The organism is Faecalibacterium sp. AF10-46 (assembly GCF_003604105.1).
Classification (GTDB): domain Bacteria; phylum Bacillota; class Clostridia; order Oscillospirales; family Ruminococcaceae; genus Faecalibacterium; species Faecalibacterium taiwanense.
In genome coordinates this window covers 24,981-44,040 of the sequence record NZ_QVGY01000008.1, presented here as the reverse complement: position 1 = coordinate 44,040, position 19,060 = coordinate 24,981, and the positions used below count along the sequence as shown (strand labels likewise).

General features: G+C 53.5%; 15 protein-coding genes. 11 read left to right on the top strand and 4 right to left on the bottom strand.

All coding sequences use genetic code 11. The annotated features are described in order from the left end of the window. Nucleotides 1-197 precede the first annotated feature (197 nt). A complete protein-coding gene (locus DWV57_RS09545) occupies nt 198-1,937 on the bottom strand; it encodes a hypothetical protein (protein ID WP_120020634.1) in 1,740 nt (579 codons plus the stop codon). A gap of 147 nt (nt 1,938-2,084) precedes the next feature. On the opposite strand from DWV57_RS09545, the gene DWV57_RS09540 reads away from it, so the two are divergent. From DWV57_RS09540 to DWV57_RS09515, 6 genes are all read left to right on the top strand, one after another. Beyond that, nucleotides 2,085-3,785 carry a hypothetical protein gene (locus DWV57_RS09540; protein ID WP_120020633.1) on the top strand — a complete coding sequence of 567 codons (1,701 nt, stop codon included), beginning with the start codon at nt 2,085-2,087 and terminating at the stop codon, nt 3,783-3,785. A gap of 18 nt (nt 3,786-3,803) precedes the next feature. After that, nucleotides 3,804-5,258 (top strand): hypothetical protein, encoded by a 1,455-nt coding sequence (locus tag DWV57_RS09535; protein ID WP_120020632.1) that lies wholly within the window; start codon nt 3,804-3,806, stop codon nt 5,256-5,258. A gap of 86 nt (nt 5,259-5,344) precedes the next feature. Continuing rightward, nucleotides 5,345-5,650 (top strand): excisionase, encoded by a 306-nt coding sequence (locus tag DWV57_RS14985; RefSeq protein WP_347562393.1) that lies wholly within the window; start codon nt 5,345-5,347, stop codon nt 5,648-5,650. Nucleotides 5,651-5,936: 286 nt separating this feature from the next. Then, a complete protein-coding gene (locus tag DWV57_RS09525; protein WP_347562392.1) occupies nt 5,937-6,947 on the top strand; it encodes a tyrosine-type recombinase/integrase in 1,011 nt (336 codons plus the stop codon). A 121-nt stretch (nt 6,948-7,068) separates the two neighbouring features. Beyond that, nucleotides 7,069-8,202, top strand: a complete 1,134-nt coding sequence (gene ychF, locus DWV57_RS09520; RefSeq protein WP_097777075.1) for a redox-regulated ATPase YchF — start codon at nt 7,069-7,071, stop codon at nt 8,200-8,202. Nucleotides 8,203-8,362: 160 nt separating this feature from the next. Continuing rightward, nucleotides 8,363-9,046 (top strand): 5'-methylthioadenosine/adenosylhomocysteine nucleosidase, encoded by a 684-nt coding sequence (locus tag DWV57_RS09515; protein ID WP_120020630.1) that lies wholly within the window; start codon nt 8,363-8,365, stop codon nt 9,044-9,046. Between the two features lie 92 nt (nt 9,047-9,138). Here the strand turns inward: DWV57_RS09515 and DWV57_RS09510 are convergent, their stop codons facing one another. From DWV57_RS09510 to malQ, 3 genes are all read right to left on the bottom strand, one after another. Beyond that, a complete protein-coding gene (locus tag DWV57_RS09510; RefSeq protein WP_044953312.1) occupies nt 9,139-9,579 on the bottom strand; it encodes a hypothetical protein in 441 nt (146 codons plus the stop codon). A gap of 59 nt (nt 9,580-9,638) precedes the next feature. Continuing rightward, nucleotides 9,639-10,427, bottom strand: coding sequence for a GGDEF domain-containing protein (locus tag DWV57_RS09505; protein WP_120020629.1), 789 nt, complete (start codon nt 10,425-10,427; stop codon nt 9,639-9,641). A 279-nt stretch (nt 10,428-10,706) separates the two neighbouring features. Then, nucleotides 10,707-12,248, bottom strand: coding sequence for a 4-alpha-glucanotransferase (gene malQ / locus DWV57_RS09500; protein WP_120020628.1), 1,542 nt, complete (start codon nt 12,246-12,248; stop codon nt 10,707-10,709). 530 nt (nt 12,249-12,778) lie between these two features. Between malQ and DWV57_RS09495 the strand changes: the two genes are divergently transcribed. From DWV57_RS09495 to DWV57_RS09475, 5 genes are all read left to right on the top strand, one after another. Beyond that, on the top strand, nt 12,779-13,963 hold the full coding sequence (locus DWV57_RS09495) for an alanyl-tRNA editing protein (RefSeq protein WP_120020627.1): 1,185 nt from the start codon (nt 12,779-12,781) through the stop codon (nt 13,961-13,963). 78 nt (nt 13,964-14,041) lie between these two features. Continuing rightward, on the top strand, nt 14,042-14,818 hold the full coding sequence (gene trmB / locus DWV57_RS09490) for a tRNA (guanosine(46)-N7)-methyltransferase TrmB (RefSeq protein ID WP_097781008.1): 777 nt from the start codon (nt 14,042-14,044) through the stop codon (nt 14,816-14,818). Next, on the top strand, nt 14,811-14,990 hold the full coding sequence (locus tag DWV57_RS09485) for a DUF6472 family protein (RefSeq protein WP_097777082.1): 180 nt from the start codon (nt 14,811-14,813) through the stop codon (nt 14,988-14,990). Before trmB ends, DWV57_RS09485 begins: the two co-directional genes overlap by 8 nt. 36 nt (nt 14,991-15,026) lie before the next feature. Further along, nucleotides 15,027-16,130, top strand: coding sequence for a putative ABC transporter permease (locus DWV57_RS09480; protein WP_120020626.1), 1,104 nt, complete (start codon nt 15,027-15,029; stop codon nt 16,128-16,130). A 192-nt stretch (nt 16,131-16,322) separates the two neighbouring features. Continuing rightward, nucleotides 16,323-19,025 (top strand): EAL domain-containing protein, encoded by a 2,703-nt coding sequence (locus DWV57_RS09475; protein WP_120020625.1) that lies wholly within the window; start codon nt 16,323-16,325, stop codon nt 19,023-19,025. Nucleotides 19,026-19,060 lie beyond the last annotated feature (35 nt).

Below are 19,060 nucleotides of genomic sequence, written 5' to 3'. Positions count from 1 at the left end.
TTATCTCCTATTTACTTTCAACAGAAGCATTTTCGACAATTAGAAAAATTTTGCTCTGAAATTTTGCCTCTGCCCGGAATTTTAGAGCACTTTGAATTAATTTTTTTCTGAATATGTCGAAAATCCCCTTTGATTACATGCTCTTAATCGCACTATGTCAATTGAGTCAAAATCAACTTTCCTCCTTCAGCAAATCTTCATCCGAAGACACTATAAAAGACACCGCCCTCATCAATTTGCTTTTGTGCCCACAGTACACCTTCAATATATCCTTCTGGATAATCGCTCTCATCATTTAATTTTTCTAGTTCTTCCGGTGCGAGGTCAATCCCAAGGAACTTTAAGTCCCCGCATATATTGTTCTTCACGTTTTTTCGCCATATTTTACGACACATGAATTCCTTGTCATTATCTGATCCATACATGCCATAATAACACTCTTTATATATTTCGGTTGCAAGTTGATTTATCACCTCTGCCGAGATATCTTGCCATTCTCCCTCTTCACTTTTCGGATTCCATCTTTTTATTTTTCTTTTCTCTGGATCATATCTCATCCCATACATTCTTTCCGAAAACATCATCGACTCATCCTCAATCTCCAACTCTGAATTTTTATACCCAAGATCCAATCCAATTTGTTTGATAAACCACCCGTAACTGTTCGCCCAGCCATTCTTGTAGTATCGATTATTCACTGAATACAATTCAATTATAAAATTCAATATGTACACCCGATTCGATGGGCATTTTTTTATTTTATGAGCCTTATTGTCTTGTGCGCCTTTCCCTTCCAAACTATCATATGCTTTTCCAAAAAGTCTTTCAAAATTTCTATCAATATAATCACAAATCAACTTAGTAGCACACTCTATTCTGGAATCATATGTCTCCAACCAGCTTATTCCCTCAATAATCAAGAACATCACAGTCCGCATATAATCACAAAACTGCAATACTGTATCTTCTGAATCGAGTAACTCCACCTGGTCAAATTCTCGGATATAAAATGCTATCGGTCTCTGAATCGTCTTTTTAACTGGTTTTTCCAGCATTTGATAACTAAAGTCTTTATTCAAAAGAGCATTATATAAATTTTCTGAAGCATTCAAAATTGTATCATAGCGAAATATAGATTCTTCCGCATAGTAAGCTACGACCCTCTCACTTACAGAACTTCCTTCCATTCTATGTTTCTTAGCATTATAAGCATTCTCAATAATTTTTCTGTAGAGTCCATTCAACTGTGTACTTAGTACATCTTTATATGATTTCCGTGCTGATCTCCAGCTTTTCATTTTTGCTGCAAACTCAACAACATCACTTTCATCTTCTGTTTTTTTGCTTTTTTGTTTTTCAACTTCTTCGGGAAAATATATTCCTATTCTTTCAACTAGTTTTTGTGTAATTGATAATGCAAAACCATTGATTTCATCTGTGCTTGGCGCATATAAAATCGGTGGACAGAACAAAGCGTCTTTATCTATAGATCCTATAAGCCGCTCTCTATTCTCGTTATAATTTTTTACATATTCTTCTACAGATTCATTTTTTGACACTCCGCCGAAATCTTTTTTTAGTATTTCCCTGATAACTTGAGCAAACTCAATTTGGGGAGCGCACAAATATTTTATTGACAATGCAACACACGCCAATGTGTTGCTCATAATCATTCTTTCCGCATCACACTGACTTAAGTTTTTTTGATCAATTGTCCGCTGCATACCTGTAACAAGCCATGCTGTTGTCAATGCTTTTATCACAATGACTCTTGATTGGCTTTCAATGCTACATTCTTCCAGTTTTGGAAATTTTTCTTGAAGGCACCTTACATAGACTTCCACATTCATTCCATAGCACTTTTCAAGTACTGATTTATACGCCTTTACTTCTTCCTCCGTTTCAAACAAAACAATATTGCTCATCCGGTCAGGCATCTTGCATTTCCTCCCTTGCACAATGTTCATCCGTTTTCAAGTAAAACTATATCCAAAATATTTTTATTTTTTTCGATAGTTCTCCTAGTGATTTCAAGGCACAGTTTCGATATGCTTATGTCATCAAAATGAAAGGGGCTCAGAATCATGAGCATGTCGAATTATCGCGTATTTTCTAAAAATCCTTATCCTCTGGTTCAAGAGGAATCGATTCCCGCCATCAGCTTTCTTGATGACTGCGGCAACCAGTTTTTTGACAAAGAAACCGTTCAATCTCTTTTGAAAGCAAAGGACAAACCGTTCCAGCAGAAAGATAAGCTACTCCTGCAAAGGGTAAATTCTTCTGAAAAAGAGGAACTAAAGGCGTACAAAAAAGCCTTTAACCGCTTTGACACAGTTTCATACTTTGTTGACCAGTGTGGTTGTCCGGCAATCTGTAAAACTCGGTATCCCGGCGATAAATATAGTGTCCAAAAACGCCTCACCACCTGTTACGACTTTCACGCTATCTTAATCAAGGAGTATGCCGTTGATGGCAAAATAGTACATCTCATCGGGATATCTTTCAAAAGATCTCGCGGTATTGTAATCCGGCTGTTATTTGAGAAAGACAAATTCACCGCTAAAGCATTCTATAAAGCGTTTATCGCCGCTGGCGGAAGCTGTTGTTATAGTGAGAACAGTAAGATGCAGTTAGATTTACTTTTTGGTTTTTTAGGCTTCATCTTGGATACTGAACAAACCGCCTTGATACCGCCTATTGGTTGGTTTCATCTGGACGACCGCTGGATTTATACTTCTTATAAAGAGGATTGTTGCTCTGACCCGTTGCTAAGCACCTCCATCCCCTTAGTCCTAATAAAGATTTTGGCGGTTCTCAAGACACGAATGTCGGACAAGTTCAATGGTGGTAAATACCTTTTTGCAATATCTGGCAACGATTTCCCTCTTCATATAAGGTTAACGGTTGACAACAAGCCGAAGCAATTTGATCAGATGCTTGGTCAGTACAGTATCGCAGCTTTGTTACCAGTCTACGGTGACGATCCGATGCTCACAGCTACCGTTGGCGACTATCGTTCAAAAACGAATTTTGCAACGCTGATTACGCGGACTAAAACAGAGCCTCGTTTTCCGCTATGCCTTATCGTATCTACGAACGGCATTACTGAGTTGCAGCAGAAGCACTGTCTGTTCTTGCCTCACGAGGAAAGCCATACAGCCGCGCTGCCTCTGGCAGAAATTGTTAGCAAGCTGTGTACCCTTGTTGAGCACAACCCAGATGCCTTTGAGCGCATCGTTGAGCGATCCTACACAACTGCTTTAGGTTCCTTGGATGAAGAATGCGCCTTTCGGAATGAAATCGCGCTTCTAAGCGTTTCATCCGCTGTTCTTTGCTGGGCATTAAAACTCCTTAAGCAGCCGGATTCAGCGCAAACAACACACGAGGTCTGTCAGGCATACATCAATAATTGCTTATCCGAATGGGACAGCTCGCTGGATTGCAACGCAAAGGAAATTTTACACAAGGCACTCTTTTCGGCAAGCGAAGCCGGTGATATTCGTTTTATACGCTATGAAGAGGTCGATTCCAGCTATGACCCTGACCGGGACATCGTCCAAAAAAAGGATGCTTTCCTTCTGAAAGGGTCTTTGCTGAAGTCTCTGCTCCATGAGTATGCACCGGGATATAGTGCACCCGATGTTATTTCGCGTTTGCAAAGTGAGCATCTGCTCTCTGAGTTCAGCATTGCCAAAAAGATTCGTATTGACAGCGGAACCTATGTAGATGCTCGCCTTCTGGCCTTGAAGCGCAGTTGCTTGACCGAATATGAAGATTCTGATTAAAACAGGAGGGACGGAACCATGAGGTTAAAAATAGGCTCTACTTACCAAAAGGCTGTTACAATCATCGAAAAACTCAAGGAGGGGAACGTTTCCATTTTTATCTGTGGAAAAAGTGGAACAGGCAAGACCACCCTTTCCTCCAATATCACAAGGAAACTGCTAGAGGCAGGTGTTCGGATCGTAGCCATAGATCATCGGCACGCTGTGTCTTTTCCAGTAGAACTAGAACCGTATGTACATCGTCAGGACGTATCTCAAAAGCCACTCAAGCTGCATTTGTTCGGGGCATCAGATAATCCAGCGGATACGGCTGCATCTTTCGCTGACACTATCACATCCGTTATCGCTCTGTCGAATGCACAAGAACAGCTATTGCGGCCTCTTTTAAAAGAGGTGCTTCGTGCTTCACCGGCTCCGAATGAAGTGCTGGAATACCTGCATCAGGAGATCAAGAGTTCTCATTCACGCTCTGCGCCCGGTTTGGAAAACGCCTTGGCACCCCTATTTGCACAAAAGCTTTTTGAGGATGGTGACATAGAGTTTTCTCCCGGCATCACCTTGCTGGATTTGAGCTCGTTTTCGTTATCTACGCAACACATCGTTGAAGAGGTGCTTTTTGCAGCACTGTTACGAGAAGCCACCTGCGAGGATTTTCCGCCTACCTTTTTGTATCTGGACGAGTTAAGCAACTATACGCTACGCTCTTCCAACGCATTGGGGCGAATCCTCTGTGAGGGCCGCAAACAAGGTCTGTACGCACTGCTGGTTGCCCAGAGCATTCGTGTGTTCAAGCCTGAACAACGGATTTTGCTTCAGCAATGCAAGTATATGATGTGTTTCCAGCCAGCTGATGAAGAGGTTCGTATGTGTGCCAGCTTGCTCAGCACGAAAGATAAAGCCAAGTTAGTTTCCACGCTTAAAGGGCTTCAAGTCGGTGAGTTTATGGTCTCCGGCTCAGTTTATGTAGGTGATTCTGATACGCCGACTACCAAGCCACTGGTCGTCCATAGTAAGTCACCAGAGGATGTCGTTCCTGCCAATGGCCCGCTGGCGATTCCGGTACCTTCCGATACAGAACCGATCCTGCCCCCAGCGCAGATTGACCTTCTTCTGCCGTTGGACGCTTTTGATGACTGTGACGATGAAGAAGCCGCTCCCAGCAAACCGGAAACCGTAACGGAGAACGCCTGTCCTCTGCTGCCGGATTCGCCTTCGGAGCATTCCATTGAACCGCTGCATCTTCGTGATGAATCTTCTGCTCCACAAGAACAAAGTCAGTCACCGCAAATGCAGCTGCTTCGATCTGCCGTTTTTACATCCGTTCCTATGAACTCATATTATGGTAATTATAACTGTTCTTGGCCACCAGCACAAGTGCAACCGGCAACCTTTTCTTACCCGAACATGGATTTCAGTTCACTGATTCAACAGGATGATGCGCAGATTTCCTTTCAAGCGCTTATCACACCATAAGGCAAAATGTACGCTAATTCAAGCAGATATGCTTATCATGAAGCAATCCGCTTCGCATTCAATTTTAATTTCAGGAGGAAAACACTATGAGCACTCATACCAACATCAACATGTCCACCGCTGCTTCCAATTTTGCAGCCGATCTTAACTCGGAACCGATTTCCTTTCCGAACACCGATACATCCATCAAAAAGTCCGTCCTGTTCGTGCCGCTCAATGAAAAGTGGCTGTTGACGATTCCAGAGGCTGCTGCCTATTTTGGTGTAGGGCAAAACCGCATTTCCGAGCTTGCCTTGCAGGATGGGTGCAAGTTCGTTGTGTTCGTGGGGGCTAAGAAACTCATCAAGCGGAAGAAGTTTGAGGAGTTTTTGAACGAGCAATACGCCATCTGATACCCTATAACGCCCGCTGAAGGGCTTGCATAAACTACGCCCGCATGATACAATAAAATGTGTTGTGTGGGCTCTTTTTATCTCGAAAGGAGCCACAAACATGGGCAAAAATCTTAAAGGAAAACAACTCGGAAAAGGGCTTGGTCAGCGAAAAGACGGTCTGTACTATGCCCGTTGCCGAAATTATCACGGTGAGCGTGAGGAACGCTGCTTCAAGACCCTTCCAGAAGCCAAAAATTGGCGACAGGAACAGCTCTATCTACGCTTACACCCTGAAGGTCGGACTGTGGCATCGCCCAATATGACGGTGGACGCATGGTTCAATCAATGGGTCAAGGATGTCGTTGGCAACCGTGCTCCGAACACTGTTCGGAATTATCGTGAGCGATACGAGCACAACATCCAGCCATTCATCGGTTCTATGCTGTTGCGCGATGTCAAGCAGATCGACTGTCAGCGGATTTTGAACGCCATGGAGGACGACTACGCCGGTTCAACCATCCGGCAGACCTATATGACAATGGGTACGTTCTTCAAAAGCGCCAGAGAGAACGACCTCATTGCCAAACATCCAATGGACGGTGTCCGCTACACAAAGCCCGTTCGTGCACCTGATGATATCCACTTTCTGACTGTAGACGAGCAGAAACGGTTTCTGGAAGCTGCCAAAGGCTCCCACAACTATGCTCAGTACGCACTGATTCTGGAAACTGGCTTGCGTACTGGTGAAATGATCGGTCTGACATGGGATGCTATCGATTGGGAAAAGCATACTCTGACCGTCAACAAAACTTTGGAGTATCGTCACAAGCAGGGCGTGTGGCGTGCTGGCCCTCCGAAAACGGAATCCAGCTACCGCACCATTCCTCTGACCGACACCGCTTACGACATCCTGCGGGAAATCTATGACACCAGAGAATACCGCAAGGAATCGAAAGACCTGTCCACTGTCCTGACCTTTATGGATCGTAAGACTGGTCAGAAGCGGAAATTGGTCATGCGTGATCTGGTGTTCATCAACTGGCGCACCGGAATGCCCGCCAAGAACAGCTCCTATGACACTCACCTCTACAAGCTGTGCGACGATGCAGGGATTGAGCGATTTTGTATGCACGCTCTGCGCCATACATACGCTACCCGCGCCATTGAGAGCGGAATGCAGCCCAAGGTCCTGCAAAAGCTGCTGGGTCACGCCAGTATCACGACCACTATGAACCGCTATGTTCATGTAACAGACGATTCCATGAAAAAGGCCGTAGCGCAGTTCGCAAAGGCACAGGAAGCACAAAAAGGGTGAGTAAAGGGTGAGTAAATCCAATTTTCCCACCCAACGCCAAATTCAGTTCTCGCAAAAAGCAACTTATATCCGTTCAATATAGTTGTTTATCATCTACATCATAAAAGGAGAAATCATAAAAATGAAATTAGGTATCGTCGGCCTGCCGAACGTCGGCAAGTCCACTCTGTTCAATGCCATCACCTCCACCAAGAACGCAGAAGCCGCAAACTATCCCTTCTGCACCATCGAGCCGAACAGCGGCATTGTAGCCGTGCCAGACAAGCGTCTGGACAAGCTGGCCGAGATCTGGCAGACCAACAAAAAGACCCCTGCCATCGTGGAGTTTGTGGATATCGCGGGCCTTGTGAAGGGTGCCAGCCAGGGTGCAGGCCTTGGCAACAAGTTCCTGGGCCACATCCGCGAGTGCGACGCCATTGTGCATGTAGTGCGCTGCTTTGACGATGACAACATCATCCATGTGGTGGAGGATGTTTCCAAGGCTGAGGCCGTGGACCCCATTGCTGACATCGATGCCATCGACTACGAGCTGATCCTGTCCGACCTTGAGGTGGTGCAGAACCGCGCAGGCCGCATGGCAAAGGCCGCCAAGAGCGGCAACAACAAGGGTGCTGCCGCCGAAGCCGCATGGCTGCAGCAGCTGGCCGACCACCTGAGCGCCGGCAAGCCTGCCCGCAGCTTCGATTTTGACGAGGGCGATGCCGAGCAGCAGACCGTGCTGCATGAAATGGGCCTGCTGAGCGCTAAGCCGGTGCTGTACGCCTGCAACGTGGGCGAGGACGACCTGATGGAGGGCATCGAAAACAACAAGTATGTCCCGCTGGTGGCCGCACGCGCCAAGGAAGAGGGCGCACGCTACATTCCCATCTGCGCCAAGACCGAGGAGGATATCGCCGACTACTCTCCCGAGGAAAAGAAGGCTTTTCTGGCTGAAATGGGCATTGAAGCCAGTGGTCTGGACAACCTCATCACTGCCAGCTATGATTTGCTGGGCCTGATCTCCTTCCTGACCGACGGCAAGAAGGAGTGCCGCGCATGGACCATCCGCAAGGGCACCAAAGCACCGCAGGCTGCCGGCAAGATCCACAGCGATTTCGAGCGCGGCTTCATCCGTGCCAGCGTCATTGGCTACAGCGATCTGGAAGCCAATAACTTCGATTATGCCGCCGTCAAGGCCAAGGGCCTGCAGCGCACCGAGGGCAAGGAATACGTTGTCAACGATGGCGATGTGATCGAGTTCCTGTTCAACGTCTGATTTTCGGCAAAGATGTCACTTCCGGTTTCGCCCCTTCCCGTGAAAAAGTAAGTTTCAAAAGCCCGCAGGCTTTTGGAACTTACAAAATTAAAAATAAATTTCTGCTATCTATGGCCAGAGCGCACGCGTCGGCCATTTAAAATCGTAAAAGAGGTTTCCTATGATTTTCGGTATTATGGGCGCAATGCCCGATGAAGTCGATCAGCTGTGTGCAAAGCTGGAGAATGTCACCGTGGAGCCCTACGGCGGCGTGGATTACCACAAGGGCACGCTGGCCGGCAAACAGGTGGTGGTGTGCTGTGCCGGCATGGGCAAGGCCAATGCCGCCGCCACCACGCAGGTGCTCATCACAAAATTCGGCGCGGAGAAGATCATCTTTTCCGGCATCGCAGGCAATATGACCTCGAAGATCGGCATTGGCGATGTGGTCATCGGCAAGACCGTGCTGTACCACGACGCACAGCTGGACATGATCTGCCAGAACCCGCCGTTCCTCAAGGAATACACCGGCGACCCGGAGCTGATCGCTGCCGCCGAAAAAGCCTGCGCCAAAGCGGGTGTGAAGGCTCTGGTGGGCAAGATTGCCACCGGCGACCTGTTTGTGGGCGACAGTGAAACCAAGGCTGCCATTGAAGCCAAATGCGCCCCCGACTGCGTGGAGATGGAAGGTGCCGCTGTGAGCCAGATCGCCGCCAAGAACGGTGTGCCCTGCGTCATCCTGCGCGCCATGAGCGACAACGCTGACGAGGACGGCCACGAGGTGCTGGTGGTGAAAAAGTTCAGCATTGCGGAATATGTAGCCACCGCCACCCGCATCGTGGCAGCAATGGTGGAAGCGCTGTAAAAGGATCTGCCGCCATTGCGGCAAAGCCCCCGCCCCTCAGGCAGCTGTACCTGACGGGGCGGGGGCGCTTTTTTATGCGCCGAAGCGCAGCCTTATAAGAACTGTTCCAGCTTTACCCGGCTGTCCTCCTGAAACTCCTGCAGCCTTTGGGCAAGGCGCTTTGCGCCGGGCGCGGCATTGGGGTAGTCCTTCTGGGCCTTCACGCAGTCCACCACCCCCATGCCGCTGCCCTGCGTGAGCATCTCGGCCAGATTGCGGGTGGACTTATCCGTGAGGGTCTTCATACTGATGCCCATTTTGGTGTTCAGCTTTGCCATGGCGCTTTGACCCTGCGCGGTGCCGCCGCAGGCCTCGATGGCGGTGTGCGCTTCCTGATTGAGCTGGTGGTACACATTGCGCTGGCGCAGCAGCTCGGCCTTGAACTGCACATCGTCGGTCATCGGCACGATCTGTTCCAAGGTGTTCTTGCCCATCTCGGTATTCTGCACCACGGCTTCCAGCAGGTTCAGGTTGTCGTTTTTCTGGTTTTCCATACAAAAAATCCCCCTTCTGGCCTTAGTCTGCGCCAAAAGGGGGATTTTATACACTGGTTTTATTCTGCACGCATTTGATCGCCGCCGGCGTTCTGTGCCTCCCGCAGGCGTGCATCGCACAGCTCGTACAGCGCCTGCCAATTCTTTGCGGCGACCTCCTCCAGCCCGGCTGCGCCGCAGCTCAGGGTAAAGGGCACCCGGCGCATCATGCCGGTGGTGGTGATGCATTCCCGGGGCATCTGCCGATACAGGTTCTGCATTTCCTCTGCCAGCTGCTTGCCGTCGGCATCCAGACAGCCCACCGCAAAGATGCTGCCGGTCAGGCGGCAGACCACGCGGGCCGCAGGGGTATCAAAGCTCTTTTTCCACTGGTTGCCCACAAAGCAGTGCAGCTGGTCCATCACAGGCTGGCCGTAGGTATCCCGCAGCTTCTGGCCGTTGTCGATGCTCACCAGCGCCACAGCCGCCTTGCGGCCCTGCGCTGCACACTGTTCCAGCTTTTGGGCAAACACCGTTTCCAGATAACGGCGGTTGTACACGCCGGTAAGGAAATCGTGGTTCATATCCTCGCGGCACAGTTCCCGCTCCCGGGGTGTCATGCGCTCTTCCGGCAGCACATTGCCTGCCAGCGGTGCGCACATTTCCAGCTCCCAGCATTTGCCGTCCGCTTCCACTCTGCGGTGCAGCACACAGTCCACACGGCCATTGCGCAGCTCGTAGTCCACCCGCAGGCCATCGTCCTGCCAGCCGTCACAAAGCGGTGCTTCGGTCAGGGTCACTGCCTCAAATACGGCCTGCGCTGAGCGCGCAAGTTCCCGTAGATCCTGCTCGGTACATTCTTTCTTCATGTAATTTTCCCCATCATCTGCGCACGCGGCGCTCCCGTATCCCGCGTGCAGTCACCTGTTCCCCATACGTTCAGGAACCATCTGCCGCATTATGCATCCCGCGCCCGTCCTGTTTCCGGAAATGCCGGGAACGCATCAGGTAAAGAAAAATGGCATAATGCCGCTTTAGCAACATTATACCATTCAGCTTCCGATTTTACCAGCAAAACGCACAATTTTCTGCCGGAGTTTTTACATTTTCGTCAAATTGCTAAGCTCCCGCCGCTCTTCGCCTTCTGTTTATACGCGGCAGTACACACTGCACTCGTCGTGGATGGTCTTGGCCAGTGCCTTGGTGGCAAAGCCGTCAGCGGCGCGCCATGCCCAGTTTCCGCCCAGCTTGCCGGGGGTATTCAGGTGTGCTTCCGCACCCAGACCCAGCCAGTCGTACATGGGGATGATGGCCCGGTCAGCCACCGACCCCAGCGCTGCGCGCAGCAGAGCGATGCGGACATCATCGGTCCGGATGGCCGCCAGCTCCTTTGCGGTGGGCTTTACGCCGGTCAGGTGCAGGTAAGCGGCAGCGGCAGCCTTTTCCTTTTCGGAAGCGCCGTTCTCCCACCAGTCGGTCAGGGTGGTGTTATCGTGGGTGCCGGGATACACCACGCTGTTCTTGACGTGGTTGTGGGGCAGATACTCGTTGTCCCCGCCGCCAAAGGCGAACTGCAGCACCTTCATGCCCGGGAAGGTGCTGTCGGCCAGCAGCTTTCGCACGCTGGGGAACAGTTCGCCCAGATCCTCGGCAATGATGGGCAGCTTGCCAAGGGCAGCTTCCAGCGCATCGAACAGCTCCATGCCGGGGCCGTTCTCCCACTTGCCGGTGCGGGCGGTGGTGCTGTCCGCCGGGATGGCCCAATAGGTATCGAAGCCGCGGAAGTGGTCGATGCGCAGCAGGTCGTAGATGCCCAGTGCGTGGCGCACCCGGCGCACCCACCACGCGTAGCCAGTCTTTTTGTGATAGGCCCAGTTGTACAGCGGGTTGCCCCACAGCTGACCGTCGGCAGAGAAGTAATCCGGCGGGCAGCCCGCCACACGGGCAAAGCCGCCGTCGGCATCCAGCTCAAACAGCGCGCCGCCCACCCATGCATCCACCGAGTCGGCAGAGACGTAGATGGGGATGTCGCCCAAAATCTGCACGTCCTTTTTGTTGGCGTAGGCCTTCACCGCCTGCCACTGGGCCGCAAACTTGTACTGCACGAACTTCCAGAACCCGATCTCTTCCTCGTTTTCGGCGGCAAAGGCAGCAAGGGCCTTCTTGTCGCGCAGGCGGTAGAGCTTGTCCCACTCCACCCAGTTCTTCATGCCGTTGGCCACTTTCAGGGCCATGTACAGGGCGTAGTCGTCCAGCCATTCCTCATTGGCGAGGGTAAAGGCATAATAATCATCCGGGAAGTAATAGCTGCAGCCGTGCAGCCCAGCACACTGCTTGCGCCATGCGGCGTAGGCGGTGCGCAGGACTTTAAAGCGGCTCACATACAAAGTGCCGTAGTCCACCTCTTTGGGGTCTGTGCCCCATTTTTCGGCCTTGAGCTGGGCGGCGGTGAGCAGGCCTTCTTCCTTCAAAGCGTCGAGGTCGATAAAATAGGGGTTGCCCGCAAAGGCCGAGCAGCTCTGATAGGGGCTGTCACCGTAGCCGGTGGGACTGAGCGGCAGGATCTGCCAGATCTTCTGGCCCGCTTGTGCCAGAAAATCCACAAACTTGAATGCTTCCTTGCCAAAGCAGCCAATACCGTAAGGGCCGGGCAGGCTGGACACCGGCATCAGGATTCCACTTTCACGCATGCTATTACCTTCCTCATTTTTAACATTTTATGGGAATATCGTTGTTTCTTATCATAACATATCCGCAGACTATTTTCCACAGGCAAAAAACGTGGTATACTTATTTTTAAACTGGATGTGTATCCCTTTTTCGATTTTAAATAGTCTCCGCTTTCGCTCTGGCTATATTCAGCGGAATCCAGATTTTTTATTTCGCGTTTGTCGCGGCCTGCGGAACTTGTCGGGGCAAGGCCCCTCCATCTGCTGACGCAGACCGCTCGCCGCTTAAAAGCCCCACCGGGGCTTTCATTGCTGCGCAAACGCGGGCTGCTCCAAACGCATTTTCACCAGAAGGGCCGAAACCGGCAGATACAGTAAAAACTCTTTTGTTGTTGGCCTTTACGGCCCCTTGCGTGAAAAAGCAGAATCGAACGACCGCAGTCGTTCCAATTCTGCAAAAATAAAAATAAATTTTCCGCTGAATATGGCCAGAGCCTGCGGCGGCCATTTTAAATCGTCAAACTGCACCCTGAACAGGAGGTACCCGCGCCATGCAGCGCACTGAAAAATACTTTGAACCGGACGCTTTCCGCACCCAGTGCGAGAGCATCATCCTTGCCGCAGAGCCGGACGAAAAGACCGGCGGCGGGCGCATTGCGCTGGACGGCACGGTGTTCTACCCGGAGGGCGGCGGTCAGCCTGCCGACCGGGGCACCCTGACCCTGCCGGACGGTGCCACGCTGAATGTGACCGATGTGCACGAGCATGACGGCATCCTCTGGCACAGCGTGGACGCTCTGCCGGAAAGCGCTGTTCCCGGCACTGCCGTTTCCGGCTGCATCGACTGGGAATGGCGCTTTGACAAAATGCAGCAGCACACCGGTGAGCACATCCTTTCCGGCATCCTGCACCAGATGTTCGGGGCCGAGAACGTGGGCTTCCACATCGGTTCCGAGGCTGTGCGCATGGACACCAGCGTGCCCATTTCTGCCGAGGGCCTGCAGGCAGCCGAGTTTGCCGCCAACCGCATCGTGTGGCAGGATGTGCCGGTGCTGGTCAGCTACCCCACCCGGGAGGAGCTTGCCGCCCTTGTCTACCGCTCCAAAAAGGAGATCGAAGGGCAGGTGCGCATCGTGACCATTCCCGGTGCGGATGTCTGCGCCTGCTGCGGCACCCACACCCGCACCACCGGACAGGTGGGACAGATCAAAATTCTGGCATCCGAAAACTACAAGGGCGGCGTGCGGCTGAGCGTGGTGTGCGGCCAGCGGGCATTGCTTGCTGCACAGGCTATGCGCCAGCGGCAGGCAGAGATCGGGGCACTGCTCTCGGCCAAGGCCGACCAGACCGCTGTGGCGGTGCATCGCGTCTACGATGAGTATACTGCGCTCAAGTTTACACACTTTGGTGTATGTTCTCAGCTGTTCGATGCACTTGCCCAGCTGGCAAACCCCGGTGAGGACGCCATCCGCACAGTGCCCGGCCTTGACCCGGACGGCCTGCACCGGCTGGCGGTGCGCCTGACCGAAGCCACCAAAGGTCTCTGCGCCGCCCTGACCCCCACCGAAAAGGGCACCGGCTACTGCATCGCGCAGGCAGACGGCGATGTGCGCGCCCTGACCAAAGCCCTGAACGCCGCCCTGAACGGACGCGGCGGCGGCAAGCCCGGCATCTGTCAGGGCAGCTGCGCCGCTGCACCGGAACAGGTGGAGGAATTTTTGAAAAAGACGAAATAACTCCTTCCGTCATCGCTGAGAGAGCTGCCGCCGAAGGCGGCTGAAGGAGTCACACAACATCAAGGAGAACAACAAACTATGAGAATGCGTTTCAAACCCTATGCCCACGACGAGCTGATGGCAGCCGACTTCCATGTGCACGAGCCGCTGATCTGGGGCGGCAAGTGGCACGCCCAGTATGCCCGCCCGGAGCAGCCCTTTGTGCTGGAACTGGGCTGCGGCAAGGGCGGCTTCATCTCCCAGCTGGCCTGTGCCCACCCGGAAAACAACTATCTGGGCATCGATATCACCGATAAGGTGCTCATCCTCGCCAAGCGCAAGATCGAAGCCGCCTATCAGGCTGCAGGCCGCCCCATCGACAACGTGAAGATCATGAGCACCGACATCGAGCGCATCAAGGGGGTCATTACCGCCGAGGATACGGTCAGCCGCATCTACATCAACTTCTGCAACCCGTGGAGCAAGAACGGCTCTTCCCACAAGCACCGCCTCACCTATCCGCGCCAGCTCATCAACTACCGCGAGTTCCTCAAGGACGGCGGCGAGATCTACTTCAAGACCGACGACGATGATCTGTTCCGCGACAGTCTGGAATATTTCCCCGCTTCCGGCTACGACATCGAGTGGATGACCTTTGACCTCCATGAGAACGAGCCGGAGTGGAACATCCGCACCGAACACGAGGGCATGTTCACCGAAATGGGCATCAAGATCAAGGCCCTGATCGCCCGCAAGGACCCGGACCCTGCCAGCGTGACCTGGATCGAGCCGAAGATCCTCAAGCGTCAGGCCCGCGAAGCGGCCGAGGCCGAGGCTGCTGCCAAGGCTGCACAGGAAGGCGAAGGCAATGAATGACCCCTGCGAGATCTGCCTGAACAATGTGCAGGATGAGTATGGCAGCTGGTACTGTGCTCAGGGCGGCTGTCTGGACGAGGACGAGATGGCCCGCTATCTTTCCCGCAGCACAGCCGCCTGCCCGTTCTTTGAGCCGGGCGATGAATACAAGATCGTACAAAAACAGAACTGACCTGCACAGCAGCATGATTCTCACAGGAGGTGTTTTATGCTCAACTTTCTCACGACCACCACAGTATGCGGCTTTTCGCTGTATCATGTGCTGGCCTTCTTCCTCATTTATTCCTGCACCGGCTGGTGTCTGGAGGTCATCTTTGCCGCCGCCACCACCGGTCAGCTGGTGAACCGCGGCTTTCTCAACGGCCCGGTGTGCCCCATTTACGGCTTCGGCATGGTCATCGTGCTGTTCGCCCTGACCCCTCTGCAGGGCAGCGTCCTGCTGCTGTACATCGGCGGTGTCATCCTGCCCAGTGCGCTGGAACTGGTAGGCGGCTGGGCACTGTATAAGCTCTATCACACCCGCTGGTGGGACTACAGCGACTTTCCCTTCAACATTGGCGGCTATATCTGTCTGGAATTCAGCCTGCTGTGGGGCGTGGGCACGCTGGTGGTCATGCGCATCGTCCACCCGGTCGTCGCCGGTCTTGTGGATATGGTCCCGCCCTTTGTGGGCTTTGTCGTTATGTGTGTGCTCTATGCAGTCTACGCGGCAGACGTAGTCGTTACGGCCTTTGCCGCCTCCGGTCTGGCCAAGACGCTGGATGCCATGGAGCAGCTGGCCGACAGTATCCATGCCGTCAGCGATGCCATGACCCAGCTGCTGGGCACCACCACCCTGAACGCCGACCAGAAGCTGGACGAGCAGCGCCTGCAGTTCAAGCTTGCCGCCGCCGAGGCCCGCGAAGCCGCACCGGAAAAGCGTGCCCTGCGTGAAACGCTGGCCGCCGTCCGTGCCAAGACCGCTGAGGCCCGCGAGGCGGCAAAGCATGCTTCCGAGATCGCCAAGCTCAACACGGCCGAAGCCGCCAAGGCTGCACAGCTGGCCGCCAAGGGCACGATAGAGCGCGCTGCCGAGCTGCTGCGTCTGGAACAGCTGGCCGAGGAGCTGCAGGCCCGCAGCGATGAAATGCAGGCCCAGCTGCTGCGCACCCCCCGCATCGTTGGCCCGCGCCGTATGCTGCGCGCCTTCCCCGGCCTGAAGCATGGCGTAAAAAAGACCACCCTCAAGGCCCTGCGCCTTGGTCTTGCCCGCCGGGAAAGCCCTGAAGAAGAACCGAAGAAAAACGGCTCCGACACCCGCAAGGATGCCTGAGACCGCTGCCCAAAAGACCGCTGCACAGGAATGCAGCGGTCTTTTTATGCCCCGCCTTCCGGACCCGTCCAGCGTTCCGTTCTTTTTTGCCGCAAAGTTTTAAATATCTATTTTCAAAGGTTTAAAATCGTGCTATACTGTTTTATAGAATGCCACATTTTGTCGAAAACATCCAACAGCGAGGGATTTATCATGTTCGAAGAACTGAAGTTGAATGAAAATGTCGGCGCACCGCAACCCGATGCACTTGCACAGATCGCTCGCAAAGACGACTTCCTGCAGCAGCTGCAGGAGTTTCTGGCGCAGCACAAAGGCGAGAACTGGTGTGTTGCCGCCATCGATATCGAGCATTTTAAACTGTATACTGAGCTGTACGGTTCTCAGCAGGCGCACAGCCTGCTGCTGTCTCTTACAGCCCTTCTGCTGGAGCACAGCAAGGCGACCGGTTCTCCGGTGGGCTACCTCGGCAGCGACGATTTTGTGCTCTGCCTGCCGGATGACAAAGAACAGCAGCTGGCCATCATCAGCCATCTGCAGACCTGCGTGAACGACTACAGGCAGGGCGTTACCTCCTTCTTGTCTTTTGGTGTGTGCCCTGTGGCCGAGCATCCAGATGCTGACGCACAAACCCTGTGCAGCTATGCACAGATCGCATCGGTAGACCCCAGCCCGGCCGTAGGCGGGATGCACCGCTTTACTCCGGCCATGCTCAGCCGTCTCAAGAAGCAGCGTCAGCTGCTGAGCGAGCTGGAGCTCGCCCTGAAAAATCACGAGTTCTGCTTCTTTCTGCAGCCCAAGTGCAACAGCATGACCCGCGCCATCGTGGGCATGGAAGCACTGGTGCGCTGGAACCATCCCACCCGCGGCTGCGTGCCCCCGGCCGAGTTCATGCCCCTGCTGGAAAGCACCGGCCTTGTGACCCAGCTGGATCAGTACATCTGGGAGTCTGTCTGCAAGACCCTGCACAAGTGGCAGGAGAGCGGCAGCAATCTTGTGCCTGTATCTGTGAACGTTTCTGTGGTGGATATCGTCAATCTGGATGTGCCGCAGATCTTCTCCAACCTTGTGGAAAAGTATCAGCTGGAGCCCAAGCTCCTGCTGGCCGAGATCACCGAGACCATGCTGGCCGAAAACGCTTCTCTGATGGAAAACACCATCCAGGGCCTGCACCGCAAAGGTTTCTCTGTGATGATGGACGACTTTGGTAGCGGCTATTCTTCGCTGAATATGCTCAAGGACACCAACGTGGATGCCATCAAGCTGGACATGAAGCTCATCGACATGAACCAGCAAAACCGCAGCAAGGGCGTGCAGATCGTGGAATCGGTGGTGGATATGGCCCACCGCCTGAATCTGCCCATCATCGCCGAAGGCGTGGAAACGCCGGAGCAGGTCTCCATGCTGCAGGCCGCCGACTGCCTGTATACGCAGGGCTATTATTTCTACAAGCCCATGCCGGTGGAGAACGCCGAGGCCCTGCTGGCCCAGCCCAACAGCGAGGATTACTGGGATATGCGCCGCGACCTGATGCGCCGTGACCGCCGGGTCCCCATCTCCAACAGCGAGCAGACCGCACTGGCGCTGCAGGCCTACCAGATCTTTGCGGACAATGTGCTGGAGCTTTCCCTGCTGAATCTTTCCACCGGCGAATACCGGGTCATCAAGCGGGACCCGCGCCTGCCCGGTGCGGGTTCGGACACTGAGGAGGACTTTGCCGCTTACTGTGAGCGCATGGTGACGAATAAGGTGATCCACCCGGACGACGCGGAGATGTTCACCGACCAGACCGATCTGGAGACCCTGCGCTCCGCTGTTTTCAGCACCCAGCAGCCGGAGGCCTACCGCTTCCGCAAAAACGTGTCCGGTCAGTTCGTGTGGATCACCATGGAATTTCTGCCCTGCCGCAACTGCTGCGCCCAGAACCCCTGGGCCACCGTGGTGGTGCGTGAGGATGCACAGGCCGACCATCTCAGCGAGGAGCTGGACTTCTCCTACAGCCACGACACCCTGACCGGCCTGCTGAACCGCAGCCTCTTTGAGACCGATCTGCGGACGCTGCAGTCCAGCGAATACGACTCCATGGTGTGCACCTACATCGACGTGGTGGGCCTGCACGAGATCAATAACCATCTGGGCCACCGCAGCGGCGATGCCATGCTCTGCTGCATTTCCAATGCGGCCCGCAAGTTCTTTGCTTCCAGCCGCATCTACCGCATCGGCGGTGACGAATTCGTGATCCTCACCCCGAACCAGCCGCCCTACAGTGTGTGGGTGTCTGTGGACAGGATGCGTGCTTTCCTGCGCGAGAAGGAGTACGAGATCTCGGTGGGCATCCAGAACACCAACGACCTGCACCGGCTGGACGATGCCATGAATCAGGCCGAAGCTGCCATGCGGCAGGACAAGCAGGCCTATTATGCCCGCAACGGCCAGGAGCGCCAGCTGCGGGGCCTGAACGAGAAGCTGGAGCAGACCCTGACCGAAAAGCGGGATGCCGAGCATTTCCTGCGGGTCCTTGCCCCCAAGTACCAGAGCGTGTTCGTTGTGGATCTGAAGACCGACCGTATGCGCGGCGTGATCGTCCCGGACTATTTCCAGAAAATTCTGGATGTCTCCGGCGGCTCTTATATCGCCGTTCTGCAGCAGTACCGTGATACGCTGGTGGAACCCGCCTGCCGCGAGAGTCTGGCAGACCTGCTGGATTACAACTATATCCGCAGCAAGGTCCTGACCGGTGACATCGTGGAGCGCACCTATAAAAAGACCGACGGCACCACCTTCTGCGTCAAGGTGACACCCTATTCCAAGAGCGGAACGCACATTGATGAGACCATCTGGATCTTCTCCTGTGAGGATGCAGCTCTTACCCCCCCCCCAGACGAAATAAGTGACTAAAGAAAAAGAGACGGCCGATTTGAACGATCAGCCGT

Excerpts from the sequence above, each read along its gene's own strand:
- DWV57_RS09545 (WP_120020634.1), bottom strand. The coding sequence starts at position 1,937 with ATGCCTGACCGGATGAGCAATATTGTTTTGTTTGAAACGGAGGAAGAA.
- DWV57_RS09540 (WP_120020633.1), top strand. The coding sequence starts at position 2,085 with ATGAGCATGTCGAATTATCGCGTATTTTCTAAAAATCCTTATCCTCTG.
- DWV57_RS09535 (WP_120020632.1), top strand. The coding sequence starts at position 3,804 with ATGAGGTTAAAAATAGGCTCTACTTACCAAAAGGCTGTTACAATCATC.
- DWV57_RS14985 (WP_347562393.1), top strand. The coding sequence starts at position 5,345 with ATGAGCACTCATACCAACATCAACATGTCCACCGCTGCTTCCAATTTT.
- ychF (WP_097777075.1), top strand. The coding sequence starts at position 7,069 with ATGAAATTAGGTATCGTCGGCCTGCCGAACGTCGGCAAGTCCACTCTG.
- DWV57_RS09515 (WP_120020630.1), top strand. The coding sequence starts at position 8,363 with ATGATTTTCGGTATTATGGGCGCAATGCCCGATGAAGTCGATCAGCTG.
- DWV57_RS09510 (WP_044953312.1), bottom strand. The coding sequence starts at position 9,579 with ATGGAAAACCAGAAAAACGACAACCTGAACCTGCTGGAAGCCGTGGTG.
- DWV57_RS09505 (WP_120020629.1), bottom strand. The coding sequence starts at position 10,427 with ATGAAGAAAGAATGTACCGAGCAGGATCTACGGGAACTTGCGCGCTCA.
- malQ (WP_120020628.1), bottom strand. The coding sequence starts at position 12,248 with ATGCGTGAAAGTGGAATCCTGATGCCGGTGTCCAGCCTGCCCGGCCCT.
- DWV57_RS09495 (WP_120020627.1), top strand. The coding sequence starts at position 12,779 with ATGCAGCGCACTGAAAAATACTTTGAACCGGACGCTTTCCGCACCCAG.
- trmB (WP_097781008.1), top strand. The coding sequence starts at position 14,042 with ATGAGAATGCGTTTCAAACCCTATGCCCACGACGAGCTGATGGCAGCC.
- DWV57_RS09485 (WP_097777082.1), top strand. The coding sequence starts at position 14,811 with ATGAATGACCCCTGCGAGATCTGCCTGAACAATGTGCAGGATGAGTAT.
- DWV57_RS09480 (WP_120020626.1), top strand. The coding sequence starts at position 15,027 with ATGCTCAACTTTCTCACGACCACCACAGTATGCGGCTTTTCGCTGTAT.
- DWV57_RS09475 (WP_120020625.1), top strand. The coding sequence starts at position 16,323 with ATGTTCGAAGAACTGAAGTTGAATGAAAATGTCGGCGCACCGCAACCC.